At 53.9% G+C, this 16,269-nt stretch carries 16 protein-coding genes and 1 tRNA gene; 4 read left to right on the top strand and 13 right to left on the bottom strand.

Annotated elements, in window-relative coordinates; all coding sequences use genetic code 11:
- Positions 1 to 117: 117 nt before the first annotated feature.
- A complete protein-coding gene (gene rep, locus O3S68_RS22930) occupies positions 118 to 2,139 on the bottom strand; it encodes a DNA helicase Rep (RefSeq protein WP_269232609.1) in 2,022 nt (673 codons plus the stop codon).
- Positions 2,140 to 2,407: 268 nt separating this feature from the next.
- Between rep and ppiC the strand changes: the two genes are divergently transcribed.
- The gene (gene ppiC, locus O3S68_RS22925; protein WP_269232608.1) at positions 2,408 to 2,689 is read left to right on the top strand and encodes a peptidylprolyl isomerase PpiC; all 282 of its coding nucleotides are present in this window, start codon (positions 2,408 to 2,410) and stop codon (positions 2,687 to 2,689) included.
- Positions 2,690 to 2,723: 34 nt separating this feature from the next.
- Here the strand turns inward: ppiC and O3S68_RS22920 are convergent, their stop codons facing one another.
- From O3S68_RS22920 to ilvC, 3 genes are all read right to left on the bottom strand, one after another.
- Positions 2,724 to 3,089: a hypothetical protein gene (locus tag O3S68_RS22920; protein WP_045512912.1), complete on the bottom strand. Its 366-nt coding sequence runs from the start codon at positions 3,087 to 3,089 to the stop codon at positions 2,724 to 2,726.
- Positions 3,089 to 3,526 (bottom strand): RrF2 family transcriptional regulator, encoded by a 438-nt coding sequence (locus tag O3S68_RS22915; protein ID WP_020455993.1) that lies wholly within the window; start codon positions 3,524 to 3,526, stop codon positions 3,089 to 3,091. The genes O3S68_RS22920 and O3S68_RS22915 overlap by 1 nt, the downstream gene beginning before the upstream one ends.
- 157 nt (positions 3,527 to 3,683) lie before the next feature.
- Entirely contained in the window at positions 3,684 to 5,159 is a 1,476-nt protein-coding gene (gene ilvC, locus O3S68_RS22910) for a ketol-acid reductoisomerase (RefSeq protein ID WP_160271408.1), read from the bottom strand.
- Between the two features lie 217 nt (positions 5,160 to 5,376).
- Between ilvC and ilvY the strand changes: the two genes are divergently transcribed.
- Positions 5,377 to 6,267 (top strand): HTH-type transcriptional activator IlvY, encoded by an 891-nt coding sequence (gene ilvY / locus O3S68_RS22905; protein ID WP_020455991.1) that lies wholly within the window; start codon positions 5,377 to 5,379, stop codon positions 6,265 to 6,267.
- Here the strand turns inward: ilvY and ilvA are convergent.
- From ilvA to ilvL, 7 genes are all read right to left on the bottom strand, one after another.
- Entirely contained in the window at positions 6,264 to 7,808 is a 1,545-nt protein-coding gene (ilvA, locus tag O3S68_RS22900) for a threonine ammonia-lyase, biosynthetic (protein WP_097407625.1), read from the bottom strand. The two genes, ilvY and ilvA, sit on opposite strands and share 4 nt — an antisense overlap.
- A gap of 2 nt (positions 7,809 to 7,810) precedes the next feature.
- Complete coding sequence (ilvD, locus tag O3S68_RS22895; protein ID WP_020455989.1) at positions 7,811 to 9,661, bottom strand: dihydroxy-acid dehydratase; 1,851 nt, start codon at positions 9,659 to 9,661, stop codon at positions 7,811 to 7,813.
- A 187-nt stretch (positions 9,662 to 9,848) separates the two neighbouring features.
- The gene (locus O3S68_RS22890) at positions 9,849 to 10,778 is read right to left on the bottom strand and encodes a branched-chain amino acid transaminase (protein ID WP_020455988.1); all 930 of its coding nucleotides are present in this window, start codon (positions 10,776 to 10,778) and stop codon (positions 9,849 to 9,851) included.
- 17 nt (positions 10,779 to 10,795) lie between these two features.
- The gene (gene ilvM / locus O3S68_RS22885; RefSeq protein ID WP_017459702.1) at positions 10,796 to 11,065 is read right to left on the bottom strand and encodes an acetolactate synthase 2 small subunit; all 270 of its coding nucleotides are present in this window, start codon (positions 11,063 to 11,065) and stop codon (positions 10,796 to 10,798) included.
- Positions 11,062 to 12,708: an acetolactate synthase 2 catalytic subunit gene (gene ilvG, locus O3S68_RS22880; protein ID WP_020455987.1), complete on the bottom strand. Its 1,647-nt coding sequence runs from the start codon at positions 12,706 to 12,708 to the stop codon at positions 11,062 to 11,064. Before ilvG ends, ilvM begins: the two co-directional genes overlap by 4 nt.
- Positions 12,709 to 12,710: 2 nt before the next feature.
- Positions 12,711 to 12,761 carry a peptide IlvX gene (gene ilvX, locus O3S68_RS24360; protein ID WP_202819293.1) on the bottom strand — a complete coding sequence of 17 codons (51 nt, stop codon included), beginning with the start codon at positions 12,759 to 12,761 and terminating at the stop codon, positions 12,711 to 12,713.
- Between the two features lie 86 nt (positions 12,762 to 12,847).
- Entirely contained in the window at positions 12,848 to 12,946 is a 99-nt protein-coding gene (gene ilvL, locus O3S68_RS22875) for an ilv operon leader peptide (RefSeq protein ID WP_015966468.1), read from the bottom strand.
- 318 nt (positions 12,947 to 13,264) lie between these two features.
- Here ilvL and O3S68_RS22870 point away from each other — a divergent pair, with 318 nt between their 5' ends.
- A complete protein-coding gene (locus O3S68_RS22870; RefSeq protein ID WP_020455986.1) occupies positions 13,265 to 14,785 on the top strand; it encodes a YifB family Mg chelatase-like AAA ATPase in 1,521 nt (506 codons plus the stop codon).
- A 25-nt stretch (positions 14,786 to 14,810) separates the two neighbouring features.
- On the opposite strand, the gene O3S68_RS22865 is transcribed toward O3S68_RS22870, so the two are convergent.
- Positions 14,811 to 15,149, bottom strand: a complete 339-nt coding sequence (locus O3S68_RS22865; RefSeq protein ID WP_017459699.1) for a DUF413 domain-containing protein — start codon at positions 15,147 to 15,149, stop codon at positions 14,811 to 14,813.
- A 106-nt stretch (positions 15,150 to 15,255) separates the two neighbouring features.
- Here O3S68_RS22865 and hdfR point away from each other — a divergent pair, with 106 nt between their 5' ends.
- Positions 15,256 to 16,089, top strand: a complete 834-nt coding sequence (gene hdfR, locus O3S68_RS22860) for an HTH-type transcriptional regulator HdfR (protein ID WP_110093632.1) — start codon at positions 15,256 to 15,258, stop codon at positions 16,087 to 16,089.
- 97 nt (positions 16,090 to 16,186) lie between these two features.
- Here the strand turns inward: hdfR and O3S68_RS22855 are convergent.
- Positions 16,187 to 16,262, bottom strand: a tRNA-Trp gene (locus O3S68_RS22855).
- Positions 16,263 to 16,269 lie beyond the last annotated feature (7 nt).

Genomic DNA, 16,269 nt, shown 5'->3' with positions numbered 1-16,269 from the left:
CAACGTTCAGCAGCGCTGCCGGATCCAACCTTACAGAGCGGGCAGACACCTCTTTTTACGTTTTCAACCCGCACTTCAGGAGCAGTAATCCACGCCGCCTTCGCTGAAGGTGGATTTTTATTTGTCCTTCGCTTTTGCCAGCATCGCGCGAATATTCGCCACGTTGGCCTGACCTTTATGCATGCGCTCTTCGGCACTGACCACTTTGCGTTCCTGCTCCCAAATCAGATCGTCCTGCGGTAATTCCAGCAGGAAGCGGCTCGGTTCCGGTCGGACTAATTCACCATACTGACGACGTTCTTTGCAGAGGGTGAAAATCAGCTCTTTCTGCGCACGGGTGATGCCAACATAAGCCAGACGCCGCTCTTCATCGACGTTATCTTCATCGATACTGCTCTGGTGCGGCAATAACCCCTCTTCCATACCAACAAGGAAAACATACGGAAATTCAAGGCCTTTAGACGCGTGCAACGTCATCAACTGCACCTGATCGGATTCGTCGTCACTCTCGCCACGCTCCATCATGTCGCGCAGGGTAAAGCGCGTTACGACTTCCGCCAGCGTCATCGGCTCGTCCAGTTCGCTGCCTTCCAGCATCTCCGTCATCCAGCCGAACAGCGTGTTGACGTTTTTCATGCGCATCTCTGCCGCTTTCGGGCTGGCGGAGGTTTCGAACAGCCAGGATTCATAATCGATGCCGTGAATTAAATCGCGCACTGCCGCGATAGGCTCGCGCTCCGACAAACGCTGAACTTCACCGAGCCAGTGGGTAAAACGCGTCAGCGCGTCATAACCGCGCCCGGTCAGCGTCTGGTTCAGGCCAACATCAAAGCTGGCAGCAAACAGGCTCTTATTACGTAACATCGCCCATTCGCCCAACTTCTGCAGCGTTGCTGAGCCAATTTCACGCTTTGGCGTATTCACGATGCGCAGAAATGCACTATCATCATCCGTATTGGTCAGCACCCGCAAATAGGCCAGCAGATCTTTGATTTCCGGGCGCGAAAAGAACGAGGTGCCGCCTGAAATCTTGTACGGGATGCGGTTCTGCATCAGGAATTTTTCGAATACGCGCGACTGGTGGTTGCCGCGATAGAGGATCGCATAATCCTTGTATGCGGTTTTGTTCACGAAGTGGTGAGCAATCAGTTCACCTGTCACGCGCTCGGCTTCATGTTCTTCGTGGTTGGCGCTGAGCACTTTCAGCTCGGCACCATAACCCAGCTCGGAAAAGAGCCGCTTTTCAAACACGTGTGGGTTGTTGGCGATGAGGATATTCGCTGCTTTCAGGATGCGCCCGGAAGAGCGATAGTTTTGTTCCAGCTTAATCACCTGCAATGCCGGGAAATCCTGGCTCAGCAGCACCAGGTTTTGCGGCCGCGCCCCGCGCCACGAATAAATCGACTGGTCATCGTCACCCACGACGGTGAAGCGCGCGCGCTGGCCCACTAACAGCTTAACCAGCTCATACTGACTGGTGTTGGTGTCCTGATATTCATCCACCAGCAGATAACGGATCTTGTTCTGCCAGCGTTCGCGCACCTCTTCGTTGCGCTGCAATAACAGCGTCGGCAGCAGGATCAGGTCGTCAAAATCGAGTACGTTACACGCCTTCATATGGGCGTCGTACAGACCGTAGCAATGAGCAAAAATACGATCGCGCTCGCCGTTTGCGCGCGCAGCAGCCTGCGACGGCGTCAGCAGATCGTTTTTCCAGTTTGAGATCGTGGAGATCAGTTGTTGCAACACCACTTTGTCATCGTCGATCAGCCCTTCGGTCAGATCTTTCAGCAACGCGACCTGATCGGTGTCGTCAAACAAGGAAAAGTTAGATTTCATCCCCAACGCGGCGAACTCACGTTTGATGATATTCAGCCCCAGCGTGTGGAACGTAGAGATCATCAGCCCGCGCGTCTCCTTACGCCCCAGCGTCTGCGCAACACGTTCTTTCATCTCGCGCGCCGCTTTGTTGGTAAAGGTTACCGCCGCGATATGTTTCGCCTGATAGCCACAGCCACGGATCAAATGGGCGATTTTATTGGTGATCACGCGTGTTTTACCGGATCCCGCTCCCGCCAGCACCAGGCATGGTCCGGTGACGAATTCGACGGCTTGTTGTTGTCCGGGGTTTAAACGCATAAAAAAATCACTCAATGAAAAGTCTGGAGGGGAAATATATACACAAAATCATTCAGGCCGTGAATCTTCAGCCGCTAACACACGTAAGTGGCGGGATAACGAATCTGCCGGGAACAGATTTAACGCAGCTTACTGCGGCACCCACGGTGCGAGACCCTCGCTTAAGTTGAGCCGCAGGCGCAACTTGAAGCCGAGGCAGAATGAAGACCGAAGTGTATAAACGCGTGGTAGTATAGCCAGCCTCAACAACCTCACTCAAGGCACGATCATGGCAAAAACCGCAGCAGCACAGCATATCCTTGTTAAAGAAGAGAAACTGGCACTGGATCTTCTGGAACAGATCAAAAACGGCGGCGATTTCGAAAAGCTGGCGAAGAAACACTCTATCTGCCCGTCAGGTAAAAAAGGCGGACATTTGGGCGAATTCCGTCAGGGCCAGATGGTTCCCGCGTTCGATAAAGTGGTGTTCTCCTGCCCGGTGCTGGAGCCAACCGGCCCGTTGCACACCCAGTTCGGTTACCACATCATCAAAGTGCTGTACCGCAACTAATGATTGAGCCTCTCATCACAGAGAGGCTGTTTTTTTATTTGTGCGATTGCAGCTTCTGCTGCGCGTCATGCTTCATCACATGCATGCTGATTGCCGCCTGGAACACTTTAAACATCAGGCCATTAATCAGGGTCGCCAGCGTAATGGTAATAAACGCCGTCATCACCCAGTCAATCAATGCAAAGCCGCTGTGCAGCAACGCAGGCCGGTACACCAGCATGCCGCCAAACACCGCCCAGTGGCTCAGACAATAAAAACACTGAAACAAGTGCCCTATCATCGCGTTCTTTTTCACCGTCCATTCACGAAAAGCCGCAAATAACTCCGTTTGCGTCACCGTTATTGAAATGCTGCTGGCAGCCAGCGCAATCATCAGGCAGGTGGTTAAATCTGCAATCATCAGTGGTGCCCCTTTTCGTTGAAGTAACTGATAAATTCCGCACCGACATCCTGTAGCGTCAGGTTTTTAAAACGTTCAAGGATCAGCGATTGTGCGTCGGCAAGCGTCGACGACATAACCCGGTTCACCCCTTGCTCAACCAGGCACTCAGGGTTCTCATTACGATTACCCAATGCGAACAACGCAGGCGATCCCAGTGCAATGTAGATGTCGTAGAGAGTGACATGGCTGGCGGGACGACAAAGCCGCCAGCCGCCGTGGTGCCCTTTGGTCGCGCAGACAATCTGTTTTTCCCGTAACCCGGCGAGCAGTTTGCGAATAAACGCCGGGTTACCGTCGATGTATTCAGCCATCTGTTCCGATGTCATCGGTTTATCGGCCTGTTCCATGTGGAGCAGGATGTGCAGCGTCGCGGAGAATGAGTTATTTATTTTCATGTAACTTACAATATTACATAAAGACAAATTCAACAAGACGAATGGGCAAAAAAGATCGCGTCCAGTGCAGCACATAAAAAAGCCCGGAAGCGCTAACGCCTCCGGGCTTGAATTTTGCGATGAATGTCGGCTTATTGTTGCCGAAAAACGACAGGATTTAGCTCGCGACGGCGATACGTTTCATGTCCGTCATATAACCACGCAGTTTCTGACCCACTTTCTCAATAGCGTGGCTGCGAATCGCATCATTCACATCGCGCAGCTGCGCGTTATCTACCGCGCCTTCGGCAATCGCTTGACCCAAATCGCCCGTTTGCAGCGTAGTCATAAACTCTTTCAGCAGCGGTACGCAAGCATAAGAGAACAGGTAGTTGCCGTACTCTGCGGTATCGGAAATAACCACGTTCATCTCATACAGACGTTTACGCGCGATGGTGTTGGCAATCAGCGGCAGTTCGTGCAGCGATTCATAGTAAGCAGACTCTTCGATAATGCCGGACGCCACCATGGTTTCGAACGCCAGTTCAACACCCGCTTTCACCATCGCAATCATCAGCACGCCTTTATCAAAATACTCCTGCTCGCTGATTTTGCCTTCAAACTGCGGTGCGGTTTCGAACGCGGTTTTACCGGTTTCTTCACGCCAGGTCAGCAGTTTCTTATCGTCGTTGGCCCAGTCAGCCATCATGCCGGAAGAGAACTCGCCGGAGATGATGTCGTCCATATGTTTCTGGAACAGTGGCGCCATGATGCCTTTCAGCTGTTCAGACAGCGCGTAAGCACGCAGTTTCGCCGGATTGGACAAGCGATCCATCATCAGCGTAATACCGCCCTGTTTCAGCGCTTCGGTGATGGTTTCCCAGCCGAACTGAATCAGTTTTTCTGCGTAAGCCGGGTCGGTACCGTCAGCCACCAGCTTGTCAAAGCACAGCAGAGAACCCGCCTGCAACATGCCGCAGAGGATAGTCTGCTCGCCCATCAGGTCAGATTTCACTTCCGCAACGAAAGAGGACTCCAGAACACCCGCACGGTGACCACCGGTTGCCGCAGCCCAGGCTTTAGCAATCGCCATCCCTTCGCCTTTCGGGTCGTTTTCCGGGTGGACGGCAATCAGCGTCGGAACGCCGAAACCGCGTTTGTACTCTTCACGCACTTCAGTGCCAGGGCACTTCGGCGCCACCATCACGACGGTGATGTCTTTACGGATCTGCTCACCCACTTCCACGATATTGAAACCGTGAGAGTAGCCCAGTGCCGCGCCGTCTTTCATCAGCGGCTGCACGGAACGCACGACGTCAGAGTGCTGTTTGTCCGGCGTCAGGTTCACGACCAGATCCGCCTGCGGGATCAGCTCTTCATACGTGCCGACTTTGAAACCGTTTTCGGTCGCTTTGCGCCAGGACGCGCGTTTTTCCGCAATGGCTTCTTTACGCAGCGCGTAAGAGATATCCAGACCGGAGTCACGCATGTTCAGGCCCTGGTTCAGGCCCTGGGCACCGCAGCCGACGATGACCACTTTTTTACCCTGAAGGTAGCTTGCGCCATCGGCAAATTCGTCACGCGCCATAAAGCGGCATTTGCCCAGCTGCGCCAGCTGCTGGCGCAGGTTCAGTGTATTAAAGTAGTTAGCCATTTGAGACCTCGTCGTGTGATGTTGTGTTGTGCCGTTCTTCTTTTGCGCTAACGCTTTAGATTTTCTGTTGCGCAAATTATTCAGGGCAATATTTATTGTTCAGTTCGCTGATAAGCGAGATTGAACCCACTATATGACAGGAAATGCGTTGCTTAAATTGATATATTAACAATGTCACATTGCAATTTTTGCAATGTAAATTTGTGGAGTCTGTCTCATGGATTTACGCGATCTGAAAACGTTCCTGCATCTGGCCGAAAGCCGCCATTTTGGCCGCAGCGCGCGCGCCATGCATGTCAGCCCTTCCACGCTTTCGCGACAAATCCAGCGGCTGGAAGAAGATCTCGGGCAGCCGCTGTTTGTGCGCGATAACCGTACCGTCACGCTGACTGAAGCGGGTGAAGAGTTGCGCGTTTTCGCGCAGCAAACGTTGTTGCAGTATCAGCAATTGCGCCACACCATCGACCAGCAAGGGCCGTCGCTCTCCGGCGAGCTGCATCTTTTCTGTTCCGTCACCGCGGCTTACAGCCATTTGCCGCCGATTCTTGATCGCTTTCGCGCGGAACACCCGTCGGTAGAGATCAAGCTCACCACCGGCGATGCCGCTGATGCGATGGAAAAAGTGGTCACTGGCGAAGCGGATCTGGCCATTGCCGGGAAACCGGAAACGCTGCCCGGCGCGGTCGCCTTTTCGATGCTGGAAAACCTGGCCGTGGTGCTCATAGCGCCTGCGCTTCCCTGCCCGGTGCGTAACCAGGTTTCGCAGCCCGAACCAGACTGGTCCACCGTGCCGTTTATCATGGCCGATCAGGGCCCGGTGCGCCGCCGTATCGAACTATGGTTCCGCCGCCACAAAATCAGCAACCCGTCGATTTACGCTACCGTCGGCGGTCACGAAGCGATGGTGTCGATGGTCGCGCTCGGCTGCGGCGTGGCCCTAATCCCGGAAGTGGTGCTGGAAAACAGCCCGGAGCCGGTACGCAACCGCGTGATGATCCTTGAGCGCAGCGATGAGAAAACGCCGTTTGAGCTTGGCGTGTGTGTACAAAAAAAGCGGCTCTATGAGCCGCTTATTGATGCGTTCTGGAAAATCCTGCCAAACAACTAACCGGCAAGGAAAAAACGGAACGCCGGGTTATGCGTTTCATCGTGGCATTCGTAGCCCAGCTCGTTGAGCCGGGTTTCGAAATCTGGCTCATGCTCGCCTAATTCGAATGCTGCCAGAACGCGCCCATAATCGGTGCCGTGGCTGCGGTAATGGAACAATGAAATATTCCAGTGCGTACCAAGCGTATGCAGGAACTTCAGCAGCGCGCCGGGCGATTCCGGGAACTCAAAACTGTACAGGCGTTCGCGCAGCGGTTTCGACGGTCGCCCGCCCACCATGTAACGCACGTGCAGTTTCGCCATCTCATCGTCGGAAAGATCCACGACGCTATAACCGCCTTGATGCAGCAGATCGAGGATCTCTTTGCGCTCCTCCAGCCCGCGGCTTAGACGTACACCGACAAAAATGCAGGCGTCTTTCGCATCGGCAAAGCGATAGTTAAATTCGGTTACGGAACGCCCACCTAACAACTGGCAGAACTTCAGGAAGCTACCTTTCTCTTCCGGAATGGTCACCGCCAGTAGCGCTTCCCGCTGCTCGCCCAGCTCGCAACGCTCAGAAACATAACGTAAGCCGTGGAAATTCACATTCGCGCCGGAAAGCACATGCGCCAGCCGTTCGCCGCGAATATTGTGTTTCGCGATGTACTTTTTCATCCCCGCCAGCGCCAGCGCACCGGACGGTTCCGCCACCGCACGGACATCTTCGAACAGATCTTTCATCGCCGCACAAATCGCATCGCTATCGACAGTGATGATGTCATCGAGATACGCCTGGCACAGACGGAAAGTTTCGTTACCAATGCGTTTTACCGCCACGCCTTCGGCAAACAAGCCCACGCGCGGTAACTCGACCGGATGGCCCGCATCCAGCGCCGCTTTTAGGCAGGCGGAGTCTTCCGCTTCAACGGCGATCACTTTGATTTGCGGCATCAGCTGTTTAATCAACACCGCCACGCCTGCCGCTAAACCGCCGCCGCCGACCGGCACAAAAACCCGATCGATATGCGCATCCTGTTGCAGCAACTCCAGCGCCAGCGTGCCCTGTCCGGCAATCACCATCGGGTGATCAAACGGCGGCACAAAGGTGAAACCTTGTTGCTCAGCCAGCTCAATGGCTTTCGCTTTCGCTTCGTCGAAATTGGCACCGTGCAACAGCACTTCACCACCAAAGCCGCGCACCGCATCCACTTTGATATCCGCCGTCGCCACTGGCATCACAATCAGCGATTTGATCCCCAGACGCGTCGATGACATTGCCACGCCCTGCGCGTGGTTGCCCGCAGAAGCAGTAATCACGCCGTGCGCTTTTTGCTCTGGCGTCAGCCCGGCAATCATTGCGTACGCGCCACGCAGCTTAAAGCTGTGCACCGGCTGGCGGTCTTCGCGTTTGACCAGAATTACGTTGTCGAGACGCGAAGAGAGTTTCTCCATTTTTTGCAGCGGCGTTACCTGCGCCGCTTCGTAAACCGGCGCACGCAGCACCGCTCTCAGATATTCCGCCCCTTCGGGAGCGGCTGAGAGGGGTTGGGATTCGGCCATCATTAACCCCCAAGTTTGGATTTATCGCGTACCGCGCCTTTATCCGCACTGGTCGCGAGACTGGCATAAGCGCGCAGCGCGAAGGAGACCTGACGCTCACGGTCAACCGGCGTCCAGGCCTTATCGCCTCGGGCTTCCTGCGCTTCACGGCGCGCTGCCAGTTCACGATCGCTCAGTTGCAGTTGAATGCTGCGGCTCGGAATATCGATAGCGATAATGTCACCATCTTCAATCAGGCCGATATTGCCGCCGCTTGCCGCTTCCGGAGAAACATGGCCAATGGAAAGGCCGGAAGTCCCGCCGGAGAAACGCCCATCGGTGATCAGCGCACAAGCTTTGCCGAGGCCCATCGATTTCAGGAAGCTGGTTGGGTAGAGCATTTCCTGCATCCCCGGCCCGCCTTTCGGCCCTTCATAGCGAATCACCACCACATCACCGGCGACAACTTTACCGCCGAGAATGGCTTCCACCGCCGCGTCCTGGCTTTCATACACTTTTGCCGGACCGGTAAAGGTCAGGTTGCTGTCATCAACGCCTGCGGTTTTAACGATACAGCCGTTTTCCGCAAAATTGCCGTACAGCACGGCCAGGCCACCATCTTTACTGTAAGCATGCTCCAGCGAACGGATACAGCCTTCAGCGCGATCGTCATCCAGCGTGTCCCAGCGGCAGTTCTGCGAGAACGCCTGCGTGGTGCGAATACCGGCTGGCCCCGCGCGGAACATGGTTTTCACCGCGTCGTCTTTGGTCAGCATCACGTCGTACTGCTCAAGGGTTTGCGGCAGCGTCAGACCGAGCACGTTTTTCACGTCACGGTTTAACAAGTTAGCGCGATCCAGCTCACCCAGGATGCCCAGCACGCCACCGGCGCGGTGCACATCTTCCATATGGTATTTCTGCGTACTCGGCGCGACTTTACACAGCTGCGGAACTTTGCGGGACAGCTTATCGATATCACTCATGGTGAAATCAATTTCTGCTTCCTGCGCGGCGGCCAGCAGATGCAGAACGGTATTAGTAGAGCCGCCCATGGCGATATCCAGCGTCATGGCGTTTTCAAACGCCGCTTTACTGGCGATGGAACGCGGCAGTGCGCTGGTGTCATCCTGTTCGTAATAGCGTTTGGTCAGCTCAACAATGCGTTTGCCCGCGTTGATGAACAGTTCTTTGCGGTCAGCGTGGGTCGCCAGCAGCGAGCCGTTACCCGGCTGTGACAGCCCCAGCGCTTCGGTCAGACAGTTCATTGAGTTGGCGGTAAACATGCCGGAGCAGGATCCGCAAGTGGGGCAGGCGGAACGTTCTACCTGCTCGCTCTGATCGTCAGAAACTTTCGGATCCGCGCCCTGAATCATGGCATCCACCAGATCGAGTTTAATTATCTGGTTGGAGAGTTTTGTTTTCCCGGCTTCCATCGGGCCGCCGGAGACGAAAATCACCGGAATATTCAACCGCAGAGAAGCCATCAGCATCCCGGGGGTGATTTTGTCGCAGTTGGAAATACACACCATTGCGTCAGCGCAGTGGGCATTGACCATATATTCAACGGAATCGGCAATCAGCTCGCGGGAAGGCAGTGAATAAAGCATGCCGCCGTGGCCCATGGCGATACCGTCATCAACGGCAATCGTGTTGAACTCTTTCGCCACGCCGCCTGCGGCTTCGATTTGCTCCGCAACCAGCTTACCGAGATCGCGCAGGTGAACGTGGCCCGGCACGAACTGGGTAAACGAGTTCACGACGGCGATAATCGGCTTGCCGAAATCGGCGTCGGTCATCCCGGTTGCGCGCCACAGCGCGCGGGCACCCGCCATATTGCGCCCGTGGGTGGTGGTGGCGGAACGGTACTTAGGCATGCTCTTTTACTCCCGTCTATCTTGTCGATGGGGTGGTGCGTGCCATCCCATATTTATTTGCTATACCCTGAATGATTCGGGTTGTAGGAAGGCGGCAAGCGAGCGAATCCCCGGGAGCTTACATAAGTAAGTGACTGGGGTGAACGAGTGCGGCCAACACACCTACAACCTGAAGTATGACGGGTATTTATGGATTAACTTGATCCAACCAGCCCCACTTATCTTCCGTTTCACCGGTGAAGAGGCCAAAGAATGCTTGCTGAATACGTTTGGTGACCGGGCCACAACGACCTTCACCAACCTGAATACCATCAACGCTGCGCACCGGCGTGATTTCCGCTGCCGTACCGGACATAAACACTTCATCCGCCAGATACAGCGACTCGCGGGACAGCACCTGCTCACGAACTTCGATATTCAGCTCTTTCGCCAGCTTAATGATCGCATCGCGAGTGATACCCGGCAGGGCGGAAGAGGTAAACGGCGGCGTGAACAGGATGCCATCTTTTACTTCAAACAAGTTTTCGCCCGCACCTTCAGAGATGTAGCCGTTAACGTCCAGCGCAATGCCTTCCTGGTAACCGTGGCGGCGCGCTTCGCTGCCAACCAGCAGGGAAGAGAGGTAGTTTCCGCCCGCTTTCGCGGCTGTCGGGATGGTGTTCGGCGCAACACGGTTCCAGGAAGACACCATCGCGTCAATCCCCTGATCCAGTGCTTCCGCACCGAGGTAAGCCCCCCACGGGAAGGCAGCGATAATCACATCAGTGGTGTAGCCCGCCGGCGGGTTAACACCCATGCCAACATCGCCCACAAATACCAGCGGACGAATATAGGCGCTGGTCAGATTGTTTTTGCGGATCACTGCGCGGCAGGCTTCCATCAGCTCGTCGACGCTCTGAGATACCGGGAAACGATAGATTTTGGCGGAATCGCGCAGACGCTGCATATGTTCACGATGGCGGAACACTACCGGACCTTTGTGCGAGTCATAGCAACGGATGCCTTCAAATACGGAAGTACCGTAATGCAGCGCGTGGGACATCACGTGGACTTTTGCATCTTCCCAACGAACCATCTCGCCATTAGACCAAATGTAGTCTGCTTTTTTCGTCGTCATTATTCTTCCTTTTGCGCTTACGCGCGGATTTGTTGTGATTGTGATGATGTGGCACGCTGGCGGATATCAACCCGGGCAACGTCAACAAGTTTGCTTAACTGGCTAAACAGTAATTCGACAGGCCGCGGGCTGGCAACGGTCAATTCGATATTTATGTTCCGCGCATCACTGGCGGTTTCCATATTCATGGCACACACCTGAAAGCCACGGTGACGCACCACACGCAGCACGCGTTCTAATGTTTCCGGATTGAAGCGGGCCTCAACGGCGACCTGATGTTGCATCATGATAATTTCTCCAGCATTTGTGAGTTACTGGCGCCGGGCGGCACCAACGGCCAGACATTCTCAAGTTCATCGATTGAGACATGAAGCAGGTATGGCCCTGGGCTCGTGAGCATCGTGTCGAGTGCCGCTTCAACCTGGTCTTTTCGGGTGATGTGCTGGCCGGGAATGCCGAAAGCGCTGGCCAGCGTGAGGAAATCGGGGTTATCAGTCAGGGTGGTTTCACTATAACGCTCGTTGAAGAATAACTGCTGCCACTGACGAACCATCCCTAAACGCTGGTTGTCCAGTAAGACAATCTTCAGCGGTAATTGCTTACGTTTAACGGTGCCGAGCTCCTGAACATTCATCATGAAGGAGCCGTCACCGGAGATACAGATTACCGTATCGTCCGGGCGGGCAACCTGCGCGCCAACAGCGGCCGGCAAACCGAAGCCCATCGTACCTAATCCACTGGACGTGATGAAATCTTCCGGGCGGCTGAAACACAAATGTTGCGCCGCCCACATCTGATGCTGGCCAACGTCGGTAGTGACCACGCTGTTTTCCGGTTTGCGATCGGAGAGCTGTTTTAACAACAGCGGCGCGTAAATAGCGTCGCCTGGATGATCGTAACGCCAGGCATGTTCGCGACGCAGATCCGCGCTGTATTGACGCCACGCATCAATTGCCAGCGGCTGTTGCAGCGCAGGCAGCAACGCGTTTAAATCGCCCTGCAACGCAACGTGCGCCTGGCGCAGTTTGCTCATTTCCGCCGGGTCGATATCCATATGGATCACTTTGGCGTTCGGCGCGAAGGTATTCAATTTGCCGGTCACGCGATCGTCAAAGCGGGCGCCAACAGCAATTAGCAAGTCACACTCCTGCACGGCAAAATTCGCGGCTTTCGTACCGTGCATCCCCAGCATGCCGAGATAGTAAGCATAATCAGTTTCCACCGCGCCCAGCCCTTTCAGCGTGCAAGTGACCGGCATTTGCGTCACGCTCAGAAACTCACGCAGCGCCGGAACCGCCTGCGCCATGCCCACACCGCCGCCAACATACAGCATCGGTTTTGTTGCCTGCGAGAGCATCTGCACGGCCTGCTCCACTTCCGCCTGCGGGAAATAATGTTCATCGTCGACGGTCGCGAACCAGGGATCCAGATCGCCTACAGCCAACTGGATGTCTTTTGGAATATCCACCAGAACCGGGCCCGGGCGGCCGGAATTGGCCACGTAGAAAGCCTCAGCCATGACACGCGGTAACTCTTCCAGCGATTCAACCAGAAAGCTGTGCTTCGTGCAGGCGAGGGATAAACCCAGTACGTCCACTTCCTGAAACGCGTCGGTACCGATGAGCGGAGCAGCAACCTGGCCGGTGATGGCAACAACCGGAACGGAATCTAATAACGCATCAGCAAGACCGGTGATCAGGTTCGTCGCACCTGGGCCGGAGGTAGCGATGCAAACGCCGGTTTTACCAGTGGCCCGAGCATAGCCGATAGCGGCCATCGCCGCGCCCTGCTCGTGCCGGCAAAGTAGGTGTTCCACGCCGCCGTCATACAATGCATCGTAAACCGGCATAATTGCACCGCCCGGATAGCCGAAGACGATATCGACTTTCTGCGCTCGCAACGCATGTACCACCCACTGTGCTCCATTCATAGTCAGTTCCCCGCCGGATATCGGGAGAAACAGAATTTTGTGCTACTACTCATCCTCTGCTCCTCGTTTATGTTTTTAGGTCATAAAAAAACCCCCGGACCTTTCGGTGCGGGGGTCTTAGTTCGTTAAGGCTTGTTTTTTAAGCCTTTCCTCGTCCAAGTGCAGCCCCGCACGGTGGGATAATAATCACCACCACGCTAATCACGACCAGGCTAATCACTCGTAGAAGGGCTTTCATTTGTGTTCGTTCTTGCTTCATGTTCGAAGGAATGCCTAAAGAGGTAACACAGATTTAAGACAAGAAACAAGAAAAATTTATGACGCAGTTTGCGACCGCACCGACAAATTGACGAAAAATGGTTGTTTTATATAGAGAAAAGTCTTGGTGAAAATTTCTCACCTCTTGCAGTAGCAATACAACGCTGCGATCAACATTCCAATACGATGAAAAAAGGGGCTAATTGCAGTGAAATGCAGGAAACGCGCACGCAAAAGCAGCGTTTCGATAATGAAAAGCGATAATCAAAACAGATAATGTCTGTGAAAAGGAGAGCCTATGGCATTGTCTGTAATTTATACGCGAGCGGCGTTAGGTGTGACGGCCCCCCTGGTCACCGTTGAAGTGCATATCAGTAACGGGCTGCCGGGGCTGACTATTGTTGGGCTTCCGGAAACCACGGTTAAGGAAGCACGCGATCGTGTTCGTAGCGCCATTATCAACAGCGGATATGAATTTCCGGCGAAACGGATCACCATCAACCTGGCACCCGCGGACCTGCCCAAAGAAGGTGGACGATACGATTTACCCATCGCTATCGCGCTTCTGTCCGCTTCTGAGCAGCTAACGGCATCAGAGCTGAGTCGTTATGAATTTGTTGGCGAACTTGCCCTTACAGGCGCATTACGTGGGGTTCCTGGCGCCATCTCTTCTGTCATTGAAGCGGTAAAAGCCAACAGACGCATCGTTATTGCCAGAGAAAACGAAGCTGAAGCCAGCCTCACAGAAACACAGGAGTGTCTGGTCGCCGACCATTTACAGGAAGTGTGTGCGTTTCTGGAAGGAAAACAGGCATTACCTTCACCTGCCCCCTTTTATAGCAGCCAGGAGGCCGCCAGTGAGGATTTAAGCGATGTTATTGGACAAGAACAAGGGAAGCGCGCACTGGAAATCACTGCGGCAGGTGGACACAACCTGTTGCTAATCGGACCTCCGGGCACGGGCAAGACTATGTTGGCCAGTCGGTTGGCGGGATTGTTGCCGCCATTGAGCAACCAGGAAGCGCTGGAAAGCGCGGCCATTATGAGCGTGGTAAATTCAGCGGCACTCTCTCGCCACTGGCGAAGACGCCCATTCAGAGCGCCACATCACAGCGCTTCACTGGTAGCGCTTGTCGGCGGTGGATCCATACCAGGCCCGGGCGAGATTTCGCTGGCGCATAATGGCGTTTTGTTTCTGGATGAATTACCGGAATTTGAACGCCGCGTGCTGGATGCACTCCGCGAACCTATTGAATCCGGACAAATCCATCTTTCGAGGGCAAGGGCGAAAGTTACCTATCCCGCTCGTTTCCAGTTAATCGCCGCCATGAACCCGAGCCCGACCGGCCATTACCGGGGAAACCATAACCGCTCGACACCGGAGCAAACGCTGCGCTATTTGGGAAAGCTATCAGGCCCTTTTCTCGATCGCTTCGATCTCTCGCTTGAGGTCCCCTTGCTTGCTCCGGGGTCAATGAGCCAGCCACAGCAAAAAGGCGAAAGCAGTGAAACGGTACGCTTACGGGTTATTCAGGCCCGGGCACGGCAATATCAGCGGCAGAATAAACTCAACGCGCATCTGGATAGCAGCGAAACAAAACAGCTTTGTAAACTTAACAGAGAAGACGGGAATTGGCTGGAAGAGACGTTAACACGTCTGGGATTGTCTGTACGCGCCTGGCAACGCCTGCTGAGAGTTGCACGAACGATAGCAGATCTTGAAGAAGAGCCAGCGATCCAGCGCGCGCATCTGCAGGAAGCGTTAAGTTATCGCGCAATCGACAGACTACTGATTCATTTGCAAAAGATGCTGATGTAAAAAAGGGGCCGTAGCCCCTTTTCTCTTAATCTTCGGAATCCGTATAGTCTTCCGCACCTTCCATCTGTGGTTTCCCACCAGAAAGAGTGTGAAAGCGCTTCGGACGCTTAATGCGCGCCATATACTTGATCCAGACGCGTTCTGCTTCGGTGTCTGGCTCACGCTCTCCACGGCACACTGCAACAAATTGCGTTTCTTCTGCAGTCACTGGTTCACGCTTACCGAGTTCCAGTTCGTTAAAAGCATAACCATGGCGCTCAAGCAGTTGCGCCTCTTTGATGGTGAAGTCACCGTGGCGAGAGAACCCGCGCGGATAATTCTTATTGTCGAAAAAACGATTTGTCGTCGTAAAGCTTTCCGCCATCCTGCACGCTCCTAATTCTTTGGCCGAGCTATTTATGGCGCGGAGTATTAGTTACGCTTGACAGAGTGTAAAACAAAACATTTAAATCATTACGACAAATATTTTTGTGGAGAAAACTGTGGATACGGAATTACTAAAAACTTTTCTCGAAGTTAGCAGGACTCGTCACTTCGGCCGTGCAGCCGAAGCACTCTATCTGACCCAGTCCGCGGTGAGTTTTCGTATTCGCCAGTTAGAGAACCAGCTTGGGGTTAATCTCTTTACACGCCATCGCAACAATATCCGCCTGACGGCAGCTGGCGAGAAGCTGCTGCCGTATGCGGAAACATTAATGAGTACCTGGCAAGCCGCAAGAAAGGAAGTGGCGCACACATCGCGACACCACCAATTTTCTATTGGGGCCAGCGCATCCCTATGGGAATGCATGCTTAGCGATTGGTTAACCAGGCTGTATAACCTGCAAGGAAACCTTCAGTTCGAAGCACGAATTGCACAACGGCAATCATTGGTTAAACAGTTACACGAGCGGCAACTGGATCTGTTGATCACGACTGAAACGCCAAAGATGGATGAGTTTAGCAGCCAGTTGCTCGGCCATTTCACACTTGCGCTTTATTGCGCAGCCCCGGAAAAGAGCAAATCAGAATTGAACTACCTGCGCCTCGAATGGGGACCGGATTTTCAACAGCATGAGTCAGAGTTAATCGCCAGTGATGACGTGCCAACATTGACGACCAGTTCAGCAGAAGTGGCCCATCAGCAATTACCGCAGCTTAATGGCTGCACCTGGCTACCTGTTTCATGGGCAGAACAAAAGGATAAGTTATATCCAGTTACTGATACAACGATGCTTTCTCGTCCACTTTATGCAATTTGGCTGCAAAACAGCGATAAACAGAATCAGATCCGCGATCTTTTGAAAATCAAAGTGATTGATTGAATATTTGTGGCAAGGATGCCTGCGAGAGATTTTCTGTAGAGTAGATGCTGAAAAAGAAGCAAAAAAAAAATCCTTAGCAGATGCTAAGGATTATTTCTGGCAGGGGCGGAGGGACTCGAACCCCCAACACCCGGTTTTGGAGACCGGTGCTCTACCAATTGAACTACGCCCCTAATTAGG

It is taken from the genome of Kosakonia sp. SOY2 (assembly GCF_027109175.1).
Classification (GTDB): Bacteria; Pseudomonadota; Gammaproteobacteria; order Enterobacterales; family Enterobacteriaceae; genus Kosakonia.
Note: the sequence above shows the minus strand (reverse complement) of the source record. Positions and strands in the feature narration are given on the sequence as shown.

Excerpts from the sequence above, each read along its gene's own strand:
- ilvM (WP_017459702.1), bottom strand. The coding sequence starts at position 11,065 with ATGATGCAACATCAGGTCGCCGTTGAGGCCCGCTTCAATCCGGAAACA.
- O3S68_RS22865 (WP_017459699.1), bottom strand. The coding sequence starts at position 15,149 with ATGGCGGAAAGCTTTACGACGACAAATCGTTTTTTCGACAATAAGAAT.
- ilvG (WP_020455987.1), bottom strand. The coding sequence starts at position 12,708 with ATGAATGGAGCACAGTGGGTGGTACATGCGTTGCGAGCGCAGAAAGTC.
- O3S68_RS22915 (WP_020455993.1), bottom strand. The coding sequence starts at position 3,526 with ATGAAAATAAATAACTCATTCTCCGCGACGCTGCACATCCTGCTCCAC.
- rep (WP_269232609.1), bottom strand. The coding sequence starts at position 2,139 with ATGCGTTTAAACCCCGGACAACAACAAGCCGTCGAATTCGTCACCGGA.
- ilvY (WP_020455991.1), top strand. The coding sequence starts at position 5,377 with ATGGATTTACGCGATCTGAAAACGTTCCTGCATCTGGCCGAAAGCCGC.
- O3S68_RS22890 (WP_020455988.1), bottom strand. The coding sequence starts at position 10,778 with ATGACGACGAAAAAAGCAGACTACATTTGGTCTAATGGCGAGATGGTT.
- O3S68_RS22870 (WP_020455986.1), top strand. The coding sequence starts at position 13,265 with ATGGCATTGTCTGTAATTTATACGCGAGCGGCGTTAGGTGTGACGGCC.
- ilvA (WP_097407625.1), bottom strand. The coding sequence starts at position 7,808 with ATGGCCGAATCCCAACCCCTCTCAGCCGCTCCCGAAGGGGCGGAATAT.
- ppiC (WP_269232608.1), top strand. The coding sequence starts at position 2,408 with ATGGCAAAAACCGCAGCAGCACAGCATATCCTTGTTAAAGAAGAGAAA.
- ilvL (WP_015966468.1), bottom strand. The coding sequence starts at position 12,946 with ATGAAAGCCCTTCTACGAGTGATTAGCCTGGTCGTGATTAGCGTGGTG.
- ilvD (WP_020455989.1), bottom strand. The coding sequence starts at position 9,661 with ATGCCTAAGTACCGTTCCGCCACCACCACCCACGGGCGCAATATGGCG.
- ilvC (WP_160271408.1), bottom strand. The coding sequence starts at position 5,159 with ATGGCTAACTACTTTAATACACTGAACCTGCGCCAGCAGCTGGCGCAG.
- O3S68_RS22920 (WP_045512912.1), bottom strand. The coding sequence starts at position 3,089 with ATGATTGCAGATTTAACCACCTGCCTGATGATTGCGCTGGCTGCCAGC.